The sequence below is a fragment of the Mycobacterium sp. 1245111.1 genome, from assembly GCF_001673405.1.
Taxonomy (GTDB): domain Bacteria; phylum Actinomycetota; class Actinomycetes; order Mycobacteriales; family Mycobacteriaceae; genus Mycobacterium.
The window spans coordinates 22,236-44,382 of sequence record NZ_LZLV01000119.1; the positions used below are offsets into that span (position 1 = coordinate 22,236).

Consider the following 22,147-nt stretch of genomic DNA (forward strand, 5'->3'; position numbering starts at 1 on the left):
CCCGAGAGTGATCACAATGTACAAGGCCGTGCCGGCCGCGGCGGCCGCCGCCGTGGGCGTCGCGCTGTCCACCTGCGCGCCCGCAGTAGCCGCGCCGAACCTCGTCGGAGCCGGCTGCACCAATTACGCTGCGCTGCACCCGAACGGCCCCGCATCGGTATCCGGCATGTCTCAGGATCCGGTTGCGGTGGCGGCGTCGAACAACCCCGACCTCACCACGCTCACCGCCGCACTGTCGGGCAAGCTCAATCCGCAGGTGAACCTCGTCGAGACGCTGAACAACGGTCAGTACACGGTTTTTGCGCCCACCGATGCGGCGTTCAGCAAGCTGCCGGCCGCGACACTCGATGACCTGAAAACGAATTCGGACAAACTGAAGAGCATCCTCACCTACCACGTGGTCTCGGGACAGCTGAGCCCGGCGCAGGTCGAGGGCTCGCACAACACGGTGCAGGGAGCACCGGTGACCGTGACCGGTATGGGTGACGGACTCAAGGTCAACGAGGCGGGCCTGGTCTGCGGCGGGGTGCCCACTGCCAACGCGACGGTGTACATGATCGACACGGTGCTGATGCCGCCCGCGTAGTGAAGATTTCCCATCACACGTCGACGGGCGCGACGACCGCCGTAGCAGCCGTGCTGGCAGCCGCCATCGAGCCGCTTATCGGTGGCGAGCTGCCGGTACGGCTCATCGCATGGGACGGTAGCGTCGAGGGGCCGGCGGGAGCGCCCGCCGTATGGCTGCGCAGCGCGGCTGCCCTGCGCCGAATGCTTTGGTGCCCAGGGGAGCTGGGAGCTGCACAGGCTTATGTTTGCGGTGATTTCGATGTGGACGGGGATCTGGCTACCGTGTTGGACCACGTCTTTTCGCAGATCACCGAAGAGCGGCTGACTCTGGTCGAGCCGACCGCCGCGGTGCTGGCACGGCTCGGGGTGGTCGCCATGCGGCTGGGCGCTTTCGGCGCGCCGCTGCCGCCTCCCGTTACCCAGGCCAAGATGCTTGGCCGGCTGCGAGGTTCAGCCCGCGAGAAGGTGCTCTCCGGCCATTACCACGATCTGACGCAGGAGTTCTTTCGGCTGCTGCTCGGCCCCTCCATGGCCCACTCGTGCGGATATTGGTATGCGGCGCAAGGGAATGCCACGCTAAATCATGCGCAGCGCGACAAGCTGGACCGTGTCTGCCGCAAGCTCGGCCTCGACCAACGACCCGACATGTGGCTCCTCGATGTCGGTTGTGGATGGGGCTCACTGAGCCTGCACGCCGCCGAGCGATATGACGCGCAGGTGGTGGGCATAACTCCGTCCCGTGAGCAGAAGGCCCACATCGACGCCGCGATCGCAAAACGGGGTCTCGTCGACCGGGTCGACATTCGGGTCCAGGACTATCGCACGTTCACCGACGGGCCGTTCGACGCCGCGGCAGCAATTGAAATGGGTGAACACGTTGGGCAGCAGCATTATTCGACATTCGCCGGCATCCTGCATGACTGCGTCCAGCCACACGGGCGAGTGCTGATCCAGCAGATGTCGCGACATGGCAGCCACCGGGGCGGTGGCCCGTTCATCGAAGCGTTCATCGCCCCCGACATACACATGCGTCCACTCGGGGAGACGATCGGGTTACTGGAAGACGCCGGCCTGGCGACAATTTCGGTCGAAGCGATGAGCTCGCATTACGTGCACACCATCGACGCGTGGATCGATAATCTCGAAAACAATTGGGACAGTGCGGTGGCGATGGTCGGTGCGGAGACCGCGCGGGTCTGGCGCCTCTACTTGGCCGGTGCCCGGCTGGGCTTCGCGCACCGCCGGGTGGGCGTCGACCAGATCCTGCTGAGCCGCCCCGCCGCAGCCACGGGCGGTGACGCATGGCGCTGACTGCGACCAGACGCTCGTGCGCCGATCCGGTCTATGGCGTGATGACGTGCGACGGGTCGGGCCGCAACTCCGGCGGCGCCTGGCTGTAGTCACCGAACGGCCCGTCGCGCCCCTCGACGGCGGCGCGAACGCCCTCGTTCGCGGCGGTCTGTATGAAGCCAAGCGCCTCCGGGGTATTGCGCATCAGGCCGTCGAGGATGCCGCCCAGCGTCTGAGTCGACGACAGCCCCATGTTCTCGTAGGCCTGATTGACGATCAGCTTTTGAGCTTGCAACTGCGACAACGGGATTCGTGACAGCTCGGTCGCGATTTCGGCCACTCGTGCCTCGAGTCGCTCGAACGGGACAGCTTCGTTGATCAACTCGACCTCGGCGGCCTGTACACCGGTCAGCGGCCGGCCGGTCAGCGAATGCCACTTCACCTTGGCCAGGCTGAGCCGATACAGCCACATCCCGGTCAGGTAGGCGCCCCACATCCGGCTGTACGGCGTGCCGATCACCGCATCCTCGCTGGCGATGACGATGTCTGCGCAGAGCGCGTAGTCGCTCGCGCCACCGACGCACCAGCCATGAACCTGCGCGATCACCGGCTTCGAGGCCCGCCAGATCGCCATGAACTTCTGCGTCGGGCCGGTCTCGCGGGAGGTGACCATGGCGAAATCCTTGCCCGGGTCCCAGCGGCCATCGGTGTTCATCGCCTCGCCCCACTGCTGGAAGCCGTCCCCGAAGTTGTAGCCGCCCGAGAACGCCCGGCCGGCTCCCCGCAGCACGATCACCTTCACCGCCGGATCACGCTCGGCCAGGCCCACGGCAGTCTCGATCTCGTCGGGCATCGGCGGCACGATGGTGTTGAGCTGGTCGGGACGGTTCAGGGTAATGGTCGCGACGGACCCCGTCGCGGAGTACAGCAGTGTCTCGAAATCAGTGGTCGGCATGCCTGAATGCTGACATTGTTGCGCTTCGGCTGGGAAGTGGCGTCCGGAGACGATGTGCGGCGTCAGTCTTCGGCGTGGCGCTGCTGATCCCACCGTTCGAGGTTCGCTTGCAGCTTGAACAGCCCTGTGCCGAAGAGTGGGGCGACCACCGCAATGATGCTGAAGAAGAGCAGGTGCATCTCGACCCCTTCCCAGCGCGTTTCTTAGCTTTATCTAAGGTACACCTCAGGTTACCCACATCAAAGCACATTGGCGATCTTTGTTCGGACCGTGACGAGCTAGCCGCCGTCGGGCGGCAGCATTTGAAACCCGGTGAGGACGGTCCCGCTGTCGCGCGTATACACGGCGTTGTCGGGATCGGTGGACTGAACCGTCACGGTAGCGACGTAGGTGGTGCCGTTGAACGGGCCGGCCACCATCAGGGTCTTGATCTTGCGCGGGGGAATCCGGCCCATGGTCGGGGCGTCGTAGTCGACCAGCTCGGCGTCGTTCCCGCAGCGGGTTGTCTCGGAAATCTGTAGCCCCGTGGCACCTAAGCGGTCGACCAACGCGGCCCGCTCCTGGTCGAAGATCGCCTTGGTGTCGGCATCGCCGCCGGGGATGGATTCGAGCGTCACGACGGCGGTGGGCATGAAGTTGTCGGCCACCAGGCCCTTGTTGCGCATCGTGAACCGGATGACCTCGGAGTCGAGCATCGACGTGCGTTCCCAGCCGGGCGGCTGCGGAATCTTCAGCTGTGGCTCGCCCGTGGCGCGCGGGTCGATGGGCGTCAGCGGTGCCGAAACCTGTTCGCAGTCAGTGGGTTTGTGCGGCGGCACATGCGGATCCCGGGCCGCGCTACCGGTGACGACCTTCGAGCAACCCGGCACCGCAAGCAAGGTCACGGCCGCGACCGTCGCACACAGCATGTACGGCACGCGCATTGCACCCCACCACATTTTCATGAGTTTTGTTGTCGACTTCCCAGCATTTGCCACAGGAACGCAAACGCCAGCGCCGTCTTGAACGCGCTCTGGGCGTTGTCGGCCGCACCGGCGTGGCCGCCTTCGATGTTCTCGTAGTACCAGACCTGGTGGCCGGCCGCCTCCAGCGCCGCGGTCATCTTGCGGGCGTGCCCGGGATGCACCCGGTCGTCACGGGTGGACGTGGTCAGCAGCACCGGCGGGTAGTCGGCGTCGGCCGAAATGTTGTGATACGGCGAGTATTCGGCGATGAACGCCCAGTCGTCCGGGTCGTCGGGGTTGCCATACTCGGCGACCCAGGACGCACCCGCCAGCAGCAGGTGGTAGCGGCGCATGTCCAGCAGCGGAACCTGGCAGACCAGCGCACCGAACAGCTCGGGGTATTTGGTCAGCATGATGCCCATCAACAGGCCGCCGTTGCTGCCGCCCTGCGCACCGAGCTGCGGCACGGTGGTAATGGCGCGATCGACCAAATCCTTTGCCACTGCGGCGAAGTCCTCCGCGACCAGGTGACGGCCCTCGCGCATGGTCTGGGTGTGCCAGCTCGGCCCGTACTCACCGCCGCCGCGAATGTTGGCCAGCACGTAGGTGCCGCCCCGGGCCAGCCAGAGCCGGCCCATCACCGGGCTGTAACCGGGCGTGTAGGAGTTTTCGAATCCGCCATAGCCGTACAGCAACGTCGGTCCCGGACCGTTGGCATCGCCGGGCCGGACGACGAAGTACGGAATCGCCGTGCCGTCCTTAGATGTGGCGAAATATTGCGCTATCGACAGGTTTTCGGCGTCAAAGAAGCCGGGAGCGGACTTGATCTGCTCGAGCGGCCCCGTGCCGGTGCCGCGTAGCAGACGCGACGGACTGTCGAAGCCGCTGGAATCCAGGAAGAACTCCTCGCCGGTGTCGTCGGCCGCGACGATCACGCTTTCGGTGGCGGGGGGAATGCCCGCCAGCGGTTTGCGCTCCCAACTGCCCGGCGTGACGATCTCGACGCGGCTGGCCACGTCGGCCAGCGTGACCAGCAGCAGCTGGTCGCGGGTCCAGGCGTACTGATGCAGGCAGGTGTGCGCGTCCGGCTCGAAAATCACGGCCAATTCGCGGCCGCCGTCAAGGAATTCGTCGTATTTGGCGGCCAGCAGCGAACCGGCGGGATAGGTGGTCGTGCCGAAGTCCCAGTCCGTACGCGGTTCGATCAACAGCCATTCGCGGTGGATCGAGATGCTGCTCGCGTCGGAGGGAACGTCGAGGCGGATCAATTCGGTGCCCCGCAGCTCGTAGCGATCGCTGTTCCAGAAGTCCGTCGATCGCGAGACAAAGGTGCGCTCGAAACCCGTTGTGCGATCGGTTGATCCGCCGACGCTGACGTCGGTGCGCGCACCTTCGAAGATCAATTCCGCGGTGTCGAGGGGGGTGCCGCGCCGCCACCGCTTGACGATCCGCGGGTAGCCGGAGTCGGTCAGCGAGTCGGGACCGAAATCGGTGCCCACCAGCACGGTGTCGCGATCGTCCCAGCCGATCTGCGTCTTGGCCTCCGGAAGTTCGAATCCGTCCTCGACGAATTTCCTTGTCTCGATGTCGAATTCGCGCACGACGACCGCGTCGGCCCCGCCGCGGGACAGATTGACCAGGGCGCGGTCGAATTCGGGTTCGATGACGATGGCGCCCGACCAAACCCAGTTCTCGTCGTCGTCGCGAGCCAGCTGGTCGACATCGATCAGCACGTCCCAGTCGGTGGCGTCGCTGCGGTAGCTGTCGAGCGTGGTTCGCCGCCACAGCCCCCGCGGGTTGGCCGCGTCGCGCCAGAAGTTGTACAGGTATTCGCCGCGGCGGCGCACGTACGGGATGCGGGCATCGGTGTCGAGCACCTCGAGTGCCTCGGTGCGCATCCGCTCGAACTCCTCGCCGGCGAACTGGGCGACCGTCGGGTCGTTGCGGTTGCGCACCCAGTTCAGCTGCTCCTCGCCGAGGACGTCCTCCAGCCACAGGTAGGGGTCGTCAGTCATGACCGCCATTCTGCTTGCCGCCGACGATCGGGGTGTCAGGCCATGCTGGTGACGGTGGCCGTCCACGGGATTTCCAGTGCGCCGTCCTGCCCGAACGGCGCAAGCGATGGGTCGAGGGTGCCGCGAATGGCCTCGACCTGTTCGGCGTCGAGCGAGTCGACCAGCTCGGCCACCGGTCCCGCGACCGCGGTGATGTGGGTCCAGTAGTCGTCGGGGTCGTCGAAGCGCATGGTGCCGGTGAGCTCGTCGACGGTGACGTCGGAAAAACCCCCGGCGGTGGCGAGTGCGTTGTTGCTCTCGGGGGTGGCCAGCGAGAAGAGGCCCCCGGGCGCGAACGGGTCGCCTGGCGGCGCGACACCGTTTTGCAGCAAGGCCGCGACGACGTTGAAAATCCACGGGTTGTGCTGGGGCAGTCCCCATGTCGCGTAGGCGCACCGCCCGCCCGGGCGCAGCACCCGCCGCATTTCGGCGATCGCGCGCTTCTGGTCCGGCACCAGCATGAGCCCGAACCGGGAGAACACGCCGTCCACACTGCTATCCGGTAAATCGATGTGCTGCGCGTCGAGGACCCGACACTCGACGTTGTCCAAGCCGCGCTCGGCGGCTCCACGACGAGCGGCCTCCACCATGGCGGGGACGAGATCGCTGCTGATGAGGCGGCCTGCGGGACCGAGGCGGGCGGCGGCGAGGAAGCCGGTCTCGCCCGGACCCGCGGCCAGCTCCAGCACCGTCTGGCCGGGCTGCGGGTCAACCTGGTCGACGAGCCAATCCGACACCGAGTGGACGTCGGTGAACAGGCGGTCCCGGTAGCTCTCCCACGCCGCGGCGACCGTGCTCCAGTGCCGCAGGACATCCTCGTCAGACATGGCGACCCCTCTCCGCGAGTGCTTCGGCTGATGACTTTACGGTCGGCCGCGGGCGGTACTGTGAGTTTTGTCACGCACGACCGAGGAGCTGATACTGATGACCGTCTTCGCACGTCCTGGAGCCGCCGGGGCCCTGATGTCCTTCGAGGCGCGGTACGACAACTTCATCGGCGGCGAATGGGTGGCCCCGGCCGCCGGCCGGTACTTCGAAAACCTGACGCCCGTGATCGGGCAGCCGTTCTGCGAGGTGGCGCGCTCGGACGCCGACGACATCGAGAAGGCGCTCGACGCGGCCCACGCGGCCGCCCCGAAGTGGGGCAAGACCGCGCCGGCCGAGCGGGCGGCGATCCTGAACAAGATCGCCGACCGGATCGACGCCAACCGGGACTCGCTGGCGCTGGCCGAAGTCTGGGACAACGGCAAACCCATCCGTGAAGCGCTGGCCGCCGACATCCCTTTGGCCGCTGACCATTTCCGTTATTTCGCCGGCGCGATCCGGGCCCAGGAGGGCTCGCTGTCCCAGATCGACGACGAGACCGTCGCCTACCACTTCCACGAACCGCTCGGCGTGGTCGGGCAGATCATCCCGTGGAATTTCCCGATCCTGATGGCGACCTGGAAGCTGGCGCCGGCGCTGGCAGCCGGCAACTGCGTGGTGCTCAAACCCGCCGAGCAGACGCCGGTCTCGGTGCTCTATCTGATGTCGCTGATCGGCGACCTGTTGCCCGCCGGCGTGGTTAACGTCGTGAACGGATTCGGAGCCGAGGCCGGCAAGCCGTTGGCGTCGAACAACCGGATCGCCAAGGTCGCTTTCACCGGGGAGACCACCACCGGGCGGCTGATCATGCAGTACGCCAGTCAGAATCTGATCCCGGTGACCCTCGAGCTCGGCGGCAAAAGCCCCAACATCTTCTTCAACGACGTGATGGCCGCCCACGACGACTTCCAGGACAAGGCGCTGGAAGGGTTCACAATGTTCGCTCTCAACCAGGGCGAGGTGTGCACCTGCCCGTCGCGCAGCCTGGTGCAGACCGACATCTACGACGAGTTCCTCGAACTGGCGGCGATTCGCACCAAGGCGGTCCGCCAGGGTGACCCGCTGGACACCGAGACCATGGTCGGCTCGCAGGCCTCCAACGACCAGCTGGAAAAAGTGTTGTCCTACATAGAGATTGGCAAAGACGAGGGCGCCAAGGTGATCACCGGAGGCGAGCGCGCCGAACTGGGTGGCGACCTGTCGGGTGGCTACTACGTGCAGCCCACCATCTTCGCCGGCAACAACAAGATGCGGATCTTCCAGGAAGAGATCTTCGGACCGGTGGTCTCGGTCGCGTCGTTCAAGGACTACGACGACGCCATCGCCACCGCCAACGACACCCTCTACGGTCTGGGTGCGGGCGTGTGGAGCCGTGACGGGAACACCGCCTACCGCGCCGGTCGCGACATCCAGGCCGGCCGGGTGTGGGTCAACTGCTACCACGTCTACCCGGCGCACGCCGCGTTCGGCGGCTACAAGCAGTCCGGCATCGGCCGGGAGAACCACAAGATGATGCTCGACCACTACCAACAGACCAAGAACCTGTTGGTGTCGTATTCGCAGAAGGCACAAGGGTTCTTCTGATGGCGACCGATCGAGTCGTCGTTACTGCGGACGCGGCCGCGCTGCTCGATCAGCTGCGAGAACAGCACGGCCCGTTGATGTTTCATCAGTCGGGCGGCTGCTGCGACGGATCGTCACCCATGTGCTACCCGGACGGCGACTTCATCGTCGGTGACCGTGACGTGCTGCTCGGTGTACTCGACGTCGGAGCCGACGGGGTGCCGGTGTGGATCTCGGGCCCGCAGTTCGAGGCGTGGAAACATACCCAGCTCGTCATCGACGTGGTGCCCGGCCGGGGCAGCGGGTTCAGCCTGGAAGCTCCCGAGGGAAAGCGATTTTTGTCCCGCGGACGCGCGTTCACCGATCGCGAAAACGCCGAGCTGGCTGCGACTTCGGTGCTGACCGGCGCCGCCTACGAGCGCGGCGAACGGTTGCCGGCACGCGCGCCGGTGGTCGCGGCCGCCGTCGACGCGTGCCCCCAGCCCAGTTCCGGCGGGGCGCGCCGAACCGGTAAAGCCGTAGCGGGCGGCGCCGGCAGTATCTTTGAATCGTGATTCCGCTGCCGCGGCCCTGGCTTTTGGCCAGCGCGATGCTGCTCGGTGTCGCCGCCGGGCTGCTGGGCGGCACAGCGGCGCTGACCGTCGAACACGCCCGCATGCGCCCCGACATCGCGATCGCGTTGGTGGTCGGATTTCCCAGCGCCGTCGGGCTGCTGGTGGTTCTGTTGGCCCGCCGCCGGTGGCTGACCGCGCTGGGCGCGTTCATCCTGGCCCTGGCGCCCGGCTGGTTCGGCGTGCTCGCCCTGGTCGAGGTCGTGACCCGTGGCTGACCACGAACGGGTAGAGACCGAGTCGCTGCCGCTCACCGAGCCATACAAGCCCACCTTCGACACCGGAATGCAGCCGAAGGCCGAACCAGCGTTCATCGAGCCCGAGGCGGCGCCTCCTCGCCGCCGCCGGTGGCTGCGTCGACAATCGACCGACGATGCCGACCAGCCGGCCAGCGGCATCATTCCGACGGCATACACCGAGGCCGAAGCGCCACCGTCCGAAGCGCTTCCGGCGGCCGCCGCCGGGGGTCACCTGTACCTGACATGGTGGAAGTTCATCCTGATGCTGCTCGCAGTCTGGGTTCCGGCGGCCGCGGCCGGGGCGGGCCTGTTTTATTGGTGGAGCCACGACCCCTCCAAACACAAAACCGCCGTGGTCTTCGTGGTATTGGCCTACGTCGTCGTGACGACGGTCGCCGGGCTGATCCTGGCCATGGTTTCCGACCGCCCGCTGGTGTCGGCGCTGTCGATAGCGATGTTCTCGGCGGTGTTCGCCGCCGTCGTCGGCGCGGCCCCTGTCTACGGCAAGTTCTACTGCGAGCACAGCCACCACCGGTGCGCGGCCGGCATCCTGCCGTACTGAGAGGGCCCGCAGGATCGATACTGCATCTGCGATGGCGCTGAAATCACGACCCCGAGTTCAGCCGTTAGGGTAGGTGCCGTGACCCACTATGACGTTGTCGTCCTCGGTGCCGGACCCGGCGGATACGTGGCGGCCATCCGCGCCGCGCAGCTGGGGCTGAATACCGCGATCGTTGAACCGAAGTACTGGGGCGGAGTCTGCCTCAACGTCGGATGCATCCCGTCGAAGGCGTTGCTGCGCAATGCCGAACTCGCGCACATCTTCAACAAGGAAGCCAGGACCTTCGGCATCAGCGGCGAGGTGACGTTCGACTACGGCGCCGCCTTCGACCGCAGCCGCAAGGTGGCCGAAGGCCGAGTGGCCGGTGTGCACTTCTTGATGAAGAAGAACAAGATCACCGAGATCCACGGCTACGGCCGATTCACCGACTCCCACACCGTCGCCGTCGAACTCAACGAGGGCGGCACCGAGACGGTTACCTTCGACAACGTCATCATCGCCACCGGAAGCAGCACGCGGTTGGTCCCCGGCACCTCGCTGTCCAAGAACGTGGTCACCTACGAAGAGCTGATCCTGTCCCGCGAACTGCCCGAGTCGATCATCATCGCCGGCGCCGGGGCCATCGGCATCGAGTTCGCCTACGTGCTGAAGAACTACGGCGTCGACGTGACCATCGTCGAGTTCCTGCCGCGCGCGCTACCCAACGAAGACGCCGACGTCTCCAAGGAGATCGAGAAGCAGTACAAGAAGCTCGGCGTCAAGATCCTCACCGGCACCAAGGTCGAGTCGATCGACGACGACGGCTCGGTGGTCAAGGTGACGGTGAGCAAGGACGGCAAAACCGAGGAACTCAAGGCCGCGAAAGTATTGCAGGCCATCGGTTTTGCGCCCAACGTCGACGGCTTCGGCCTGGAGGCGGCCGGCGTCGCGCTGACCGAGCGCAAGGCCATCGGGGTCACCGAATACCTGCGCACCAACATCGAGCACATTTACGCGATCGGGGACGTCACCGGATTGCTGCAACTGGCCCACGTCGCCGAGGCTCAGGGCGTGGTGGCGGCCGAAACCATCGCCGGCGCAGAGACGTTGGCTCTCGGTGACATTCGCATGTTGCCGCGCGCGACCTTCTGTCAGCCGAACGTGGCGAGCTTCGGGCTCACCGAGCAGCAGGCCCGCGACGAGGGGTACGACGTGGTGGTGGCCAAGTTCCCGTTCACCGCCAATGGCAAGGCGCACGGCGTGGGTGACCCGAGCGGCTTCGTCAAACTCGTCGCCGACGCCAAACACCTCGAATTGCTGGGCGGACACCTGGTCGGCCACGACGTTTCGGAGCTACTGCCCGAGCTGACGCTGGCGCAGAAGTGGGACCTGACCGCAAATGAGTTGGCGCGCAACGTCCATACCCACCCGACCATGTCGGAGGCGCTGCAGGAGTGCTTCCACGGCCTGACCGGACACATGATCAACTTCTGACGCCGACTGCTTGGAGGCGAACATGGCGAGGATGAAAGCGGTTCGAGCCGAATCGGTTTGGGCCGCGCTGGGCGGTGTTCTCGCTGGCTACGTGCTGTGGTTGATCGCGATCTCGATCGGCGATTTTTTCACGACCGCGGGCATGTGGGCTCCGATCGTGTTGGCGGTTGCGGTGGTCTTCGGCCTGGGCGCCACGCTGTGGGGACGACGGGTGCGGGCGCAAGGGAATCGCTCCCTGGCGACGTTCGCCGTTGCGCTGCCGGTGCTCCCGGTGCTGTTGTCGCTGCTCGTGGTAGCCGACAGCTACTTGTGACTTCCCGGATTGTCCAGCGGGATCTCCAGCGCCGCCATCGTTGCGGCTAGAGCATCGTATTGCCCTGCCAGCAAACAGAATTCGATGAGCTGACGCCGGTCGAGATGCTGGGACAGCCGCTGCCAGACCGCATCGCTGATCGATCGATTCAAGACGAATTCATCGGTCGCGCTGAGCAGCGCTCGCTGCCGGTCTGTCAGCGTTTCGCCGGGCTCCGACTCGGGCCAGGCGAAGATGAGGTCCTGCGTCGCATCGTCGAGGCCACGACGTCGTCCGATCCAGCGATGGTGTTGCAGTTCGTATTCCGACTTACGCAGATGCGCGACGCGCAGGATCACCAGTTCGGTGTCGACCTGCGGTAGCCGGCCTCGCAGCAGCCGGGCGCCGTAAACTGCCCAGGCCCAGAACAGGAATCGACGCTGACCAAGCGTGGTGAACAGATGCATCTCCGGAGCGTTCACCGTGCGGGCGCCGAGCTTGGCGAGTACCCAGTTGATCGGGCCGAGTTCGCGGAATCGGCCGGGCGGGATACGGCCACTGTGCTGGTTCATTCGCCGCTCCTCAGCATCGCTGCGCTCTGCATCGTCACCGGCGGGCTGGCTCATGCGTGCCTCACTAAGTAGGGCGACACCGTGCTGCGGTGCTCGTCGAGGTCGAGGGCGCGACCCAGCGCGGGGAACGCCCGTTGCGGACAGGTGTCGCGCTCGCAGACTCGGCAGCCCGCGCCGATCGGGGTGGCCAGCAAGGCTGGGTCGCCGGACAAGTCGAGTCCTTCCGAGTAGACGAGCCGGTGGGCGTGCCGCAGTTCGCAGCCAAGCCCGATCGCGAAGGTCTTACCGGGCTGACCATAGCGCGATGCCCGCCGCTCGACGGTGCGGGCCACCCACATGTAGCTGCGTCCGTCCGGCATCTGGGCGATCTGCACGAGAATCTTGCCCGGGTTGGCGAACGTCTCGTAGACGTTCCACAGCGGGCAGGTGCCGCCGGCTGACGAGAAGTGAAACCCGGTGGCGGACTGGCGTTTCGACATGTTGCCGGCGCGGTCGACGCGGACGAACGACAACGGGACACCGCGCATCGAGGGCCGCTGCAGGGTGGACAGCCGGTGGGCGATGGTCTCGTAGCTCACCGCGTAGAACGCCGACAGTCGCTCGACGTCGTAGCGGAAATTCTCGGCGATCTGGTGGAACTGCCGGTAGGGCAGCACCGTCGCCGCGGCGAAGTAGTTGGCCAGCCCGAGCCGGGCCAGTGTGCGGGACTCGTCGCTGGTGAAGCTCCCTTCTTCCACCAGGCGATCGATGAGGTCGCCGTGCTCCAGGTAGGCCAGTTCGGCGGCCAGCTTGAACGCGTACTGCCCCGACGGCAGATGGCCGCCGATTTCCAGCGTCCGGGTTTCAGGGTCGAAGCGGTGAAGGACGTTGTCGCCCAAGTCGGTTCGCTTGATGCGGACGTCGTGCACCGAGGTCAGCCGGTCGGACAGGTCGCGGACCAGGTCGGCGCGGTGCATCCGCATCCGCACAGTCAGCTCCTCGGCGGCGGTGTCCAGCTCGTGCAGGTAGTTCTGCCGCTCGTAGAAGTAATCGCGCACCTCTTCGTGCGGCATCGTGATCGATCCGGTGCCGCTGCCGTCGGAGAACCGGTCCTCGGTGGCGGCCGCCAGCTGCGTCGTGGTGAGCCGATAGCGCCGGTGCAGGTTGACCAACGCCCGGGCCAGTGCCGGGTGGGCGTTGACGACGTCGGCCAACTCCGACTGGTCGACATCGACGCCGAGGTCGTGGTCGAGGGTGACCTCGCGGAGTTCGGCGAGCAGTCGGGTGTCGTCCTGCGAGGCGAAGAATGTCGCGTCGACGCCGAACACCTCGGTGATGCGCAGCAGCACCGCAACCGTCAGCGGCCGGACATCGTGCTCGATCTGGTTCAGGTAGCTGGGGGAGATGTCCAGCATCTGCGCCAGCGCGGCCTGGCTGAATCCGCGCTCGCTGCGGAGCTGGCGGACCCGCGAGCCAACGAATGTCTTGGCCATCCGCCCAGCGTACCCATGTTGTGAAGGGACGATTTGCAGACTTGGCACGGCGCTGTGCATTGGCGCCGCAGCAAGGTCGTTTGGCATGATCGCCGGAGGGGGAGCGCGAATTGCAGCCAGGAAGTGAAGCCGTGAGCCTGGACAAGAAAATGATGCCGGTGCCCGACGGGCATCCCGATGTCTTCGACCGGGAATGGCCGCTACGCGTCGCCGACATCGACCGCGGGGGCCGGCTCCGGTTCGACGCCGGCGCCCGTCATATCCAGGACATCGGCCAGGATCAGTTGCGGGAGATGGGGTTTGAGGAAACCCACCCGCTGTGGATCGTGCGCCGCACGATGGTCGACCTGATTCGCCCTGTCGAGTTCGGCGACATGCTGCGGATGCGCCGCTGGTGTTCGGGGACCTCGAACCGCTGGTGTGAGATGCGGGTCCGCATCGACGGCCGCAAGGGCGGGCTGATGGAATCCGAGGCGTTCTGGATCAACATCAACCGCGAGACCCAGATGCCGTCGCGCATCTCCGACGACTTCCTCGACGGGCTGCGCAAGACCACCGATGTCAACCGGCTGCGGTGGAAGGCTTATCTCAAGGCGGGCAGCCGCGAGGACGCCGCCGAGATCCACGAGTTTCCGGTTCGGGTCACCGACATCGACCTGTTCGACCACATGAACAACTCGGTGTACTGGAGCGTGATCGAGGACTACCTCTGGTCGTTTCCCGAATTGCTCAAGGCGCCGCTGCGGGTGGCCATCGAGCACGACGCGCCCGTCGCGCTGGGCGACAAGCTGGAAATCATCTCGCACGTGCACCCGGCAGGCTCGACCGATCGGTTCGGCGAGACCCTCGCCGACCGCACTGTTAGAACGCTCACATATGCCGTCGGCGACGAGGTCAAGGCGCTCGCCGCGATCTTCCCGCTTTAACCGTACGAGCGTTATGCAAACCGCCGGGCTGACCTGCGGATTTAAGTTACCGGCTGGTAAAAACTGAACCGGTTCAGCTGACACATATCTTCGCAATCTTTGCAAAAAGCGGCTGGCCCCTAGCCAAAATTGGCATGAAATTAGGTGGACCTGCAGCGCTGACCTGTGCCATCTTCGACTTAGCAGATCAGCAACGATGCTGAGGTCCTTAGCAAGTGTGGAAATCCGGGGTCCTCAGGTCACTAACTTTTGAGGAGAGCGCTATGTCGAGCGTTGGCCAGCCGAAGAGCCCCGAAGAGATCCAGAAGGACTGGGACACCAACCCCCGCTGGAAGGGCATCACCCGCACCTACACCCCCGCCGACGTGGTGGCCCTGCAGGGCTCGGTCGTCGAGGAGGCCACGCTGGCCCGTCGCGGCGCCGAGGTGCTGTGGAGCCAGCTGCACGACCTGGAGTTCGTCAACGCGCTGGGCGCGCTGACCGGCAACATGGCCGTCCAGCAGGTGCGCGCCGGCCTGAAGGCCATCTACCTGTCGGGTTGGCAGGTCGCCGGTGACGCGAACCTGTCCGGGCACACCTACCCGGACCAGAGCCTCTACCCGGCCAACTCGGTGCCGCAGGTGGTCCGCCGGATCAACAACGCGCTGCTGCGCGCCGACGAGATCGCCAAGGTCGAGGGCGACACCTCGGTCGAGAACTGGCTGGCCCCGATCGTCGCCGACGGCGAGGCCGGATTCGGTGGCGCGCTCAACGTCTACGAGCTGCAGAAGGCCATGATCGCGGCCGGTGTCGCCGGTTCGCACTGGGAAGACCAGCTGGCCTCGGAGAAGAAGTGCGGCCACCTGGGCGGCAAGGTGCTGATCCCGACCCAGCAGCACATCCGCACCCTGACCTCGGCTCGCCTCGCGGCCGACGTCGCCGACGTGCCGACCGTCGTCATCGCCCGCACCGACGCCGAGGCGGCGACGCTGATCACCTCCGACGTCGACGAGCGTGACCGCCCGTTCATCACCGGTGAGCGCACCGCCGAGGGCTTCTACCGGGTCAAGAACGGCCTGGAGCCCTGCATCGCCCGCGCCAAGGCCTACGCGCCGTACTCCGACCTGATCTGGATGGAGACCGGTACCCCGGACCTCGACCTGGCCCGCCGCTTCGCCGAGGGCGTCAAGAGCGAGTTCCCGGACCAGATGCTGGCCTACAACTGCTCGCCGTCGTTCAACTGGCGCAAGCACCTGGACGACTCGACCATCTCGCGGTTCCAGAAGGAGCTCGGCGCGATGGGCTTCAAGTTCCAGTTCATCACGCTGGCCGGCTTCCACGCCTTGAACTACTCGATGTTCGACCTGGCCTACGGCTACGCCCGCAACCAGATGAGCGCCTACGTCGAGCTGCAGGAGCGCGAGTTCGCGGCCGAGGAGCGCGGCTACACCGCGACCAAGCACCAGCGCGAGGTCGGCGCCGGCTACTTCGACCGGATCGCCACCACCGTGGACCCGACCTCGTCGACGACCGCTCTGGCCGGCTCCACCGAAGAAGGTCAGTTCCACTGACCCGCAGTGCCGAACGTCGAGTTTCGTGAGCTTCCGGCTGATTTCGCCCGACAACTCGACGGTCGGCGATAGTCACCACTAAGCCCAAGCCGTAGCCACAAGCATTCGGCTTGACAGCGCAGGCCCCGCCCGGAAACCCTGGGCGGGGCCTGCCGCATATCGAGAGGACAACCTGCAAGTGAGCAATGCGATTGAGCGCGTTGGCGTTATCGGTGCCGGGCAGATGGGCGCGGGCATCGCCGAGGTATCGGCAAAGGCCGGCGCCGACGTGGTGGTCTACGAGCCCACCGAGGAGTTGGCCGCCGCGGGCAAGGCCCGCATCGAGGCATCACTGGACCGGGCCGTCAGCAAGGGCAAGTTGCCCGCCGACGAGCGCGACGCGGCATGCAAGCGGCTGCGCTACACCAGCACACTGTCCGACCTCGCCGATCGTCAGCTGACCATCGAAGCGATCGTGGAGAACGAGGCTGTCAAGGCGAAGCTCTTCGCCGAGCTCGACGAGATCGTCACCGATCCCACGGCGGTGCTCGCGTCCAACACCTCGAGCATCCCGATCATGAAGATCGCTGCGGCGACGAAGAATCCGGGCCGTGTGCTCGGTCTGCACTTCTTTAACCCGGTGCCGGTGCTGCCGCTGGTCGAGCTGATCAACACGCTGGTCACCAACGACGAGGCGATCGGGCGCGTCGAGCATTTCGCCAGCGAAGTGCTCGGCAAGAAGGTGGTCCGCTGCGGCGACCGCTCCGGCTTTGTGGTCAACGCGCTGCTGGTGCCGTATCTGCTGTCGGCCATCCGGATGGTCGAGTCGGGCGTCGCGTCGATCGAAGACGTCGACACCGCGATCGTCGCCGGCCTGTCGCACCCGATGGGACCGCTGCGGCTGTCCGACCTGATCGGGCTCGACACCATGAAGTTGATCGCCGACGCGATGTACGACGAGCTCAAAGACGCCCACTACGCCCCGCCGCCGCTACTGCAACGCATGGTCGAGGCCGGTCAGCTGGGCAAGAAGTCCGGCAAGGGCTTCTACACCTACTAAACGCGCTAAACGCGGCAGTGTCAGGTAGCTTGCTGAGGTTGAGTCGTGGGCGAGCTGGGGTATTTGACTGCGATGGCGAACTTGTCGACCGGCAACGGTTTCCCGGATGTGGTCGTCACCGGAATTGCGATGACTACCGCACTGGCCACCGATGCCGACACCACCTGGGCGAAGCTGCTTGGCGGACACAGCGGCATCCGCAAGCTGGACGCCGCATTCGTCGACGAGTTCGCGCTGCCGGTCCGCATCGGTGGGCCGCTACTGGAGGACTTCGACCCGTACCTGACCCGGATCGAGCTGCGCCGCTTTCTCTACCTGCAAAAGATCGCAACCCAGGTGGGGCGGCGACTGTGGGACAGCATCGGCACGCCCGAGGTCGACACCCGCCGCTTGATGGTGGCGATCGGAACCGGGATGGGCTCGACCCAGGAGTTCATCGAGGTGAACGACGACTTCCTGAAGCGGGGCCTCAAGGCGATTTCACCGGTGGGTGTGCAGAAGGCGATGCCCAACGCGGCAGCCGCGGCGGTCGGTCTGGAGCGCGGCGCCAAAGCGGGAATCCTGACGCCGGTGTCGGCCTGCGCTTCCGGCGCCGAGGCGATCGCGCTGGCGTGGCGCAACATCGTGCTCGGTGAGGCGGACATGGCGATCTGCGGCGGCGTCGAGACCAAGATCGAAGCGGTGCCCATCGCCGCGTTCAGCAACCAGAACCTGCTGTCGACCAACAACGACGACCCGGCCGGTGCGTGCCGACCATTCGACAAGAACCGCGACGGGCTGGTGTTCGGCGAAGCCGGAGCGCTGATGACCATCGAAACCGAGGACCACGCAAAAGCACGCGGCGCCAACATCATTGGGCGGCTGATGGGCGCGGGCATCACGTCTGATGGCTACCAGGTCGTGCTCGCCGATCCGACCGGCGAGCGGGCAGGCGACGCGATGACGCGGGCGATACAGCTCGCCGGGCTCACCGCGGGCGACATCGACCACGTCAACGCGCACGCCACCGGCACGGTCGACGGTGACCTCGCCGAAGCCAAGGCCATCAATCGCGCCTTGGGTTCGCACACGCCAGCCGTCTACGCCCCGAAGGCGGCGCTGGGTCATTCGATCGGCGCGGGCGGTGCGGTTGAGGCGATCCTGACCGTGCTGGCGCTGCGGGACGGTGTCATCCCGCCGACGCTGAACCTGCAGCAGATCGATCCGGCGGTCGATCTGGATGTGGTGACCGGCGAGTCGCGGTCGGACGACTACCGGTTCGCGATCAGCAATTCGTTCGCTTTCGGCGGCCACAACGTTGCCTTGGCGTTCGGTAGGTACTGATGCGCGGACCAGACTTGCGGCAGCGGCTACGCTAACTACTTGGGGGCGGCGCGTAGCCTCGTCAAGTGTGTCGAGCGGCCGGCACATTCTCGTCGATATCCATCCGGAATTGTCAGGACAAACGGTGTCAGATACTTCAAGCGCAACGGCTCAGTCCAAGTGGTTGTCCAAGTCGGCGGCACAAACCCGCGGGTCGGACAAGAAAGAAGTCCAATTCCACTACGACATCTCCAACGACTTCTTCCGGTTGTGGCAGGACCCCTCCCAGACCTACAGCTGTGCGTACTTCGAGAAGGACGACTACACCCTCGAGCAGGCGCAGCTCGCCAAGGTCGACCTGTCGCTCGGCAAACTCGGACTCAAGCCGGGCATGACGCTGCTCGACATCGGCTGCGGCTGGGGCTCGACCATCCAGCGGGCGGTGGAGAAGTACGACGTAAACGTGATCGGCTTGACGCTCTCGGAGAACCAGAAGCAGCACATCGAGGAGAACCGGTTCCCGAACATCGACACCACACGCAAAATGGAAGTGCGCTTGCAGCCGTGGGAGGAGTTTGACGAGCCCATCGACCGCGTCGTGTCTATTGGCGCATTCGAGCACTTCGGCTTCAACAAGTACGACGACTACTTCAAGAAGACGTTCAACTTGATGCCCGACGACGGGGTGATGATGCTGCACACAATCATCATTCCGAGCGACGAAGAGATCAAAGAGCGCGAACTGCCCTTGACGATGTCGAAGGTGCGGTTCATCAATTTCATCATGAAAGAGATCTACCCGGGCGGTCGGCTGCCGCTGGCCGCGCAGGTCGAGGACGCCGCGGTCAAGGCCGGCTACACGGTGACGTTAAAGCAAAAGCTGCGACCGCATTACGCGCGCACCCTGGACACCTGGGCGAGCAACCTGGAGTCCAAGAAGGACGAGGCCATTGAGATCACCTCGGAGGAGATCTACGAGCGCTTCCACAAGTATTTGACCGGATGCGCCGATCTGTTCCGCGACGGCTACACCGATGTCTGTCAATTCACCTGCGAAAAAGCCCCCGTGTAGAAGAATCGGGAAAAGTGCGTTATACAGATCGTTCAAAACAGCAGAACCTAACGACCTGAACGAGATTCACTGTGAAAGGCTCATCTCAGATGACCGACAGCGGGTCGGAGCACCCGTCGAATTTGCGGCCGGCCTACGAGGACGTGCAAGCCCACTACGACACCTCCAACGAATTTTTCGGCCTATTCCAGGATCCGACGCGTACGTATAGCTGCGCGTACTACGAACGCGACGACATGACGCTGGAAGAAGCTCAGATCGCGAAGATCGACCTCGCGCTCGGCAAGCTGGGCCTGCGGCCCGGCATGACGCTGCTCGACGTCGGCTGCGGCTGGGGTTCGGTGATGAAGCGCGCCGTCGAACAGTACGACGTGAACGTCGTCGGGCTCACCTTGAGCAAGAACCAGCACACGTTGGGGCAGCAGATTCTCGACGAGGTCGACAGCGCCCGCACGCGGCGCGTGCTGTTGCGCGGGTGGGAGGAGTTCGACGAGCCGGTCGACCGGATCATCAGCATCGAAGCCTTCGAGGCGTTTCCCAAGTCGCGCTACAAGGCGTTCTTCGACACCTGCTACCGGGTGATGCCGGACGACGGCCGGATGGTGTTGCAGACGATCATGGGTCATCCGCTCAAGCGCTGGCCGGAGATGGGTATCCCGATCACGATGACCGACCTGCGGTTCATGCGGTTCATCGCGGCGGAGATTTTCCCCGGCGGCGCGGTTCCCTGCGACGAGGACGTCGTCGAATACTCCGCCAACGCAGGGTTTTCGGTGGAGCACCTGCAGAAGATGACCCCGCATTACGTTCGGACGCTGGACACCTGGACGGCCAAGCTGGAAGCGGCACGCGAGGAGGCCATCGCGGCGACCTCCGAAGAGGTCTACGACCGCTACATGCGGTACCTGGTCGGATGCTCAGACTTCTTCCAGCGCAACGTCTCTGAAGTCGGTCAATTCACTCTGGTGAAGAGCTAACGACCCGGTAGTCCGGGCACGAACGCGCCGATCGCCAGGCCTACCACCAGCAGCGCACCCGCCTGACGGACGTGCAGCCAGGCCAGGGCCGCGTACCACAGCGGCCAGACCGGGAAGTCGGCCGGCGGTTCGTCGGGCGGCGGGCGCCGGAAATACGGCCACACCTTGATCAGCCGTGGCAGCGCCAACACCACGATCAGCGCCGGCCATGGCATCGCTTTGGCCAGCACCGCAGTGGCCACCAGTAGGTAGAACCCGACCATCATCCCCAATGTGATTGCGCGGGCCCGTCTTTCGCCGAAGAGCACTGGCAGCGTGTGGATGCCTAACGGTGCGTCATAGGGGATCTTGTCGGTGTGCTTGCCCATCAACACGGTCGTGCAGAGCAGGCCGTAGGGCAGCGACGCCAGCAGCACCGACCAGCCGACCTGGCCGACCGCCGAGTAGTAGGTGCCGCAGACCATCATCGGGCCCCAGACCACGAACACGTCCGGCTCGCCCAGGCCGCGCTTCTTCAATCGCAGGGGTGGCGCGGTGTAGGCGAAGCTGAGCACGAACCCCGACAACGCGAACGCGACCACGGGCCAGCCCCGCGCCCACGTCAGCACGATCAGGATGACCAGATCGGCCAGGTTCACCAGGCCGATCGCTACCAGCAGAGTGCGACGGCTGACCAGACCGGAAAGCACCGGGTGCGGCGCGTAGAGGGCCCGCGGATAGGTTTCGCTGTCGAGGCCGGTCTGCGTGTCATACAGGTCGTTCATCAGGTTATTCGCGGTGTGCGCCAACAGGATTCCGACGATCGCGAGAGTCAGCCAGTGCCAATCCAATCCGCGTTGCCCCACCGCGAGCAACGCCGCGACGAGTCCGGCGAACAATGTCATCGGCAATACCGCCGCGCGGGTGACGACCAGCCATCGGGTGACGAAGTCGACCGGCCCGTCCGGCGGTGGATTGGTGGTGCGCAGGGCGTACGCCCAAGAGCTGAACCGAGAGCGCGTCGTTACGTTAGTCATGGGCGTCGCTCTCCCCCCGCAAGCGGGAGGTGCCCCCACCTCATCGTTCTGCTCTGCATCGTCGCGGCGCGCGTCATACGCCGCAACCTAGTCCGCTAATCGGTCAGAGGCGGCACAATCGGCGAGGCATGCGGCTGGCCGCGGAACTTCTCCAGCGAGCCGCCGACCTCGACGATCCCGCACAGCGCGCTCCAGCTCAGCATCGTCAGGTAGTCGACCAGCTCGTCGGAGCTGATCCGCGGATCCAGCAGCCACGAGTGCGTGGCCAACTGGACGCCGCCGACGATGTGATACGCCCACGGCTCCACGCCGCCGAGATCCATGCCCGCGGCCCGCATGCGGCGGCGCAGCATCACCGCGAGCATGCGGGCGATGATCCGCTCGGAATCGGCGACGACCTTGTTCTTGCCGGCCGAGTTGTTGGCCATCACGAAACGATACGGCTCGGGCTCCGAGGCCACCGTCTCGACGTAGACGTGGATGATCTCCCGGGTGAGCTCGAAACCGTCCAGGTTCGACGACAACGCCTTGGCCATGTTCGGGATCAGGGTGGTCTGCGTGAACCGCATCATCACCGCGGTCGTCAGGTCGTTCTTGTCGACGAAATACCGGTAGAGGACGGTCTTCGAGACACCGATCTCACCGGCGATCTCGTCCATGCTGACGTATTGGCCACGCCGACGGATAGCCTCGATCGTCCCGTCGATCAGCTCGTTGCGGCGTTCCACCTTGTGCTGGTGCCAACGTCGCTTCCGGCCATCGGTCTTTACCGTCCCGGCCGGGAGTTGCTTTGCCACTATGCCGGTT

Annotated in this window: 22 protein-coding genes; 14 read left to right on the forward strand and 8 right to left on the reverse strand. The window is 65.4% G+C overall.

Annotation, left to right across the window (positions count from 1 at the left end):
- Nucleotides 1-16: 16 nt before the first annotated feature.
- Together A5658_RS19500 and A5658_RS19505 are read left to right on the forward strand one after the other, a co-directional pair.
- Nucleotides 17-586 carry a fasciclin domain-containing protein gene (locus A5658_RS19500; RefSeq protein ID WP_067339043.1) on the forward strand — a complete coding sequence of 190 codons (570 nt, stop codon included), beginning with the start codon at nucleotides 17-19 and terminating at the stop codon, nucleotides 584-586.
- Between the two features lie 5 nt (nucleotides 587-591).
- Nucleotides 592-1,878: a class I SAM-dependent methyltransferase gene (locus tag A5658_RS19505; RefSeq protein ID WP_369830551.1), complete on the forward strand. Its 1,287-nt coding sequence runs from the start codon at nucleotides 592-594 to the stop codon at nucleotides 1,876-1,878.
- A gap of 31 nt (nucleotides 1,879-1,909) precedes the next feature.
- On the opposite strand, the gene A5658_RS19510 is transcribed toward A5658_RS19505, so the two are convergent.
- The 4 genes from A5658_RS19510 to A5658_RS19525 form a co-directional block, all read right to left on the reverse strand.
- Entirely contained in the window at nucleotides 1,910-2,812 is a 903-nt protein-coding gene (locus tag A5658_RS19510; protein WP_067339047.1) for a crotonase/enoyl-CoA hydratase family protein, read from the reverse strand.
- A 278-nt stretch (nucleotides 2,813-3,090) separates the two neighbouring features.
- Nucleotides 3,091-3,735 carry a hypothetical protein gene (locus A5658_RS19515; protein WP_067339169.1) on the reverse strand — a complete coding sequence of 215 codons (645 nt, stop codon included), beginning with the start codon at nucleotides 3,733-3,735 and terminating at the stop codon, nucleotides 3,091-3,093.
- A 17-nt stretch (nucleotides 3,736-3,752) separates the two neighbouring features.
- Nucleotides 3,753-5,780 carry a prolyl oligopeptidase family protein gene (locus tag A5658_RS19520; RefSeq protein ID WP_067339049.1) on the reverse strand — a complete coding sequence of 676 codons (2,028 nt, stop codon included), beginning with the start codon at nucleotides 5,778-5,780 and terminating at the stop codon, nucleotides 3,753-3,755.
- A gap of 26 nt (nucleotides 5,781-5,806) precedes the next feature.
- On the reverse strand, nucleotides 5,807-6,637 hold the full coding sequence (locus tag A5658_RS19525) for a class I SAM-dependent methyltransferase (RefSeq protein ID WP_067339051.1): 831 nt from the start codon (nucleotides 6,635-6,637) through the stop codon (nucleotides 5,807-5,809).
- 97 nt (nucleotides 6,638-6,734) lie between these two features.
- On the opposite strand from A5658_RS19525, the gene adh reads away from it, so the two are divergent.
- From adh to A5658_RS19555, 6 genes are all read left to right on the forward strand, one after another.
- Nucleotides 6,735-8,258 (forward strand): aldehyde dehydrogenase, encoded by a 1,524-nt coding sequence (adh, locus tag A5658_RS19530; RefSeq protein ID WP_067339171.1) that lies wholly within the window; start codon nucleotides 6,735-6,737, stop codon nucleotides 8,256-8,258.
- The gene (locus A5658_RS19535; RefSeq protein ID WP_067339054.1) at nucleotides 8,258-8,791 is read left to right on the forward strand and encodes a DUF779 domain-containing protein; all 534 of its coding nucleotides are present in this window, start codon (nucleotides 8,258-8,260) and stop codon (nucleotides 8,789-8,791) included. Before adh ends, A5658_RS19535 begins: the two co-directional genes overlap by 1 nt.
- Nucleotides 8,788-9,066 (forward strand): putative holin, encoded by a 279-nt coding sequence (locus A5658_RS19540; protein WP_067339056.1) that lies wholly within the window; start codon nucleotides 8,788-8,790, stop codon nucleotides 9,064-9,066. The genes A5658_RS19535 and A5658_RS19540 overlap by 4 nt, the downstream gene beginning before the upstream one ends.
- Complete coding sequence (locus tag A5658_RS19545; RefSeq protein ID WP_067339058.1) at nucleotides 9,059-9,649, forward strand: hypothetical protein; 591 nt, start codon at nucleotides 9,059-9,061, stop codon at nucleotides 9,647-9,649. Before A5658_RS19540 ends, A5658_RS19545 begins: the two co-directional genes overlap by 8 nt.
- A gap of 78 nt (nucleotides 9,650-9,727) precedes the next feature.
- Nucleotides 9,728-11,122, forward strand: coding sequence for a dihydrolipoyl dehydrogenase (gene lpdA, locus A5658_RS19550; RefSeq protein WP_067339060.1), 1,395 nt, complete (start codon nucleotides 9,728-9,730; stop codon nucleotides 11,120-11,122).
- Between the two features lie 31 nt (nucleotides 11,123-11,153).
- A complete protein-coding gene (locus tag A5658_RS19555) occupies nucleotides 11,154-11,435 on the forward strand; it encodes a hypothetical protein (protein ID WP_067339064.1) in 282 nt (93 codons plus the stop codon).
- Here A5658_RS19555 and A5658_RS19560 read toward each other — a convergent pair.
- On the reverse strand, nucleotides 11,426-11,986 hold the full coding sequence (locus A5658_RS19560) for a carboxymuconolactone decarboxylase family protein (RefSeq protein ID WP_067339173.1): 561 nt from the start codon (nucleotides 11,984-11,986) through the stop codon (nucleotides 11,426-11,428). The two genes, A5658_RS19555 and A5658_RS19560, sit on opposite strands and share 10 nt — an antisense overlap.
- Before the next feature lie 50 nt (nucleotides 11,987-12,036).
- Nucleotides 12,037-13,458, reverse strand: coding sequence for an acetate metabolism transcriptional regulator RamB (gene ramB / locus A5658_RS19565; RefSeq protein WP_067339066.1), 1,422 nt, complete (start codon nucleotides 13,456-13,458; stop codon nucleotides 12,037-12,039).
- A gap of 131 nt (nucleotides 13,459-13,589) precedes the next feature.
- Between ramB and A5658_RS19570 the strand changes: the two genes are divergently transcribed.
- The 6 genes from A5658_RS19570 (at nucleotide 13,590) to A5658_RS19595 (ending at nucleotide 20,324) form a co-directional block, all read left to right on the forward strand.
- On the forward strand, nucleotides 13,590-14,384 hold the full coding sequence (locus A5658_RS19570) for an acyl-[acyl-carrier-protein] thioesterase (protein WP_067339068.1): 795 nt from the start codon (nucleotides 13,590-13,592) through the stop codon (nucleotides 14,382-14,384).
- 263 nt (nucleotides 14,385-14,647) lie between these two features.
- On the forward strand, nucleotides 14,648-15,934 hold the full coding sequence (gene aceA / locus A5658_RS19575; protein WP_067339071.1) for an isocitrate lyase: 1,287 nt from the start codon (nucleotides 14,648-14,650) through the stop codon (nucleotides 15,932-15,934).
- A 178-nt stretch (nucleotides 15,935-16,112) separates the two neighbouring features.
- Nucleotides 16,113-16,973 (forward strand): 3-hydroxybutyryl-CoA dehydrogenase, encoded by an 861-nt coding sequence (locus A5658_RS19580; protein WP_082993299.1) that lies wholly within the window; start codon nucleotides 16,113-16,115, stop codon nucleotides 16,971-16,973.
- Between the two features lie 72 nt (nucleotides 16,974-17,045).
- The gene (locus A5658_RS19585) at nucleotides 17,046-18,296 is read left to right on the forward strand and encodes a KasA/KasB family beta-ketoacyl-ACP synthase (protein WP_067339076.1); all 1,251 of its coding nucleotides are present in this window, start codon (nucleotides 17,046-17,048) and stop codon (nucleotides 18,294-18,296) included.
- A gap of 124 nt (nucleotides 18,297-18,420) precedes the next feature.
- Complete coding sequence (locus A5658_RS19590; protein WP_067339078.1) at nucleotides 18,421-19,347, forward strand: cyclopropane mycolic acid synthase family methyltransferase; 927 nt, start codon at nucleotides 18,421-18,423, stop codon at nucleotides 19,345-19,347.
- Nucleotides 19,348-19,436: 89 nt separating this feature from the next.
- Nucleotides 19,437-20,324 (forward strand): cyclopropane mycolic acid synthase family methyltransferase, encoded by an 888-nt coding sequence (locus A5658_RS19595; protein WP_067339081.1) that lies wholly within the window; start codon nucleotides 19,437-19,439, stop codon nucleotides 20,322-20,324.
- Here A5658_RS19595 and A5658_RS19600 read toward each other — a convergent pair.
- Nucleotides 20,321-21,340, reverse strand: coding sequence for a prenyltransferase (locus tag A5658_RS19600; RefSeq protein WP_067339083.1), 1,020 nt, complete (start codon nucleotides 21,338-21,340; stop codon nucleotides 20,321-20,323). The two genes, A5658_RS19595 and A5658_RS19600, sit on opposite strands and share 4 nt — an antisense overlap.
- 95 nt (nucleotides 21,341-21,435) lie before the next feature.
- The gene (locus tag A5658_RS19605; protein WP_067339085.1) at nucleotides 21,436-22,137 is read right to left on the reverse strand and encodes a TetR/AcrR family transcriptional regulator; all 702 of its coding nucleotides are present in this window, start codon (nucleotides 22,135-22,137) and stop codon (nucleotides 21,436-21,438) included.
- Between the last annotated feature and the right edge of the window lie 10 nt (nucleotides 22,138-22,147).

Coding starts and splice junctions, on each gene's coding strand:
- A5658_RS19500 (WP_067339043.1), top strand. CDS start 17: ATGTACAAGGCCGTGCCGGCCGCGGCGGCCGCCGCCGTGGGCGTCGCG.
- A5658_RS19510 (WP_067339047.1), bottom strand. CDS start 2,812: ATGCCGACCACTGATTTCGAGACACTGCTGTACTCCGCGACGGGGTCC.
- A5658_RS19515 (WP_067339169.1), bottom strand. CDS start 3,735: ATGCGCGTGCCGTACATGCTGTGTGCGACGGTCGCGGCCGTGACCTTG.
- A5658_RS19520 (WP_067339049.1), bottom strand. CDS start 5,780: ATGGCGGTCATGACTGACGACCCCTACCTGTGGCTGGAGGACGTCCTC.
- A5658_RS19525 (WP_067339051.1), bottom strand. CDS start 6,637: ATGTCTGACGAGGATGTCCTGCGGCACTGGAGCACGGTCGCCGCGGCG.
- adh (WP_067339171.1), top strand. CDS start 6,735: ATGACCGTCTTCGCACGTCCTGGAGCCGCCGGGGCCCTGATGTCCTTC.
- A5658_RS19535 (WP_067339054.1), top strand. CDS start 8,258: ATGGCGACCGATCGAGTCGTCGTTACTGCGGACGCGGCCGCGCTGCTC.
- A5658_RS19555 (WP_067339064.1), top strand. CDS start 11,154: ATGAAAGCGGTTCGAGCCGAATCGGTTTGGGCCGCGCTGGGCGGTGTT.
- A5658_RS19560 (WP_067339173.1), bottom strand. CDS start 11,986: ATGAACCAGCACAGTGGCCGTATCCCGCCCGGCCGATTCCGCGAACTC.
- ramB (WP_067339066.1), bottom strand. CDS start 13,458: ATGGCCAAGACATTCGTTGGCTCGCGGGTCCGCCAGCTCCGCAGCGAG.
- aceA (WP_067339071.1), top strand. CDS start 14,648: ATGTCGAGCGTTGGCCAGCCGAAGAGCCCCGAAGAGATCCAGAAGGAC.
- A5658_RS19585 (WP_067339076.1), top strand. CDS start 17,046: ATGGCGAACTTGTCGACCGGCAACGGTTTCCCGGATGTGGTCGTCACC.
- A5658_RS19595 (WP_067339081.1), top strand. CDS start 19,437: ATGACCGACAGCGGGTCGGAGCACCCGTCGAATTTGCGGCCGGCCTAC.
- A5658_RS19600 (WP_067339083.1), bottom strand. CDS start 21,340: ATGACTAACGTAACGACGCGCTCTCGGTTCAGCTCTTGGGCGTACGCC.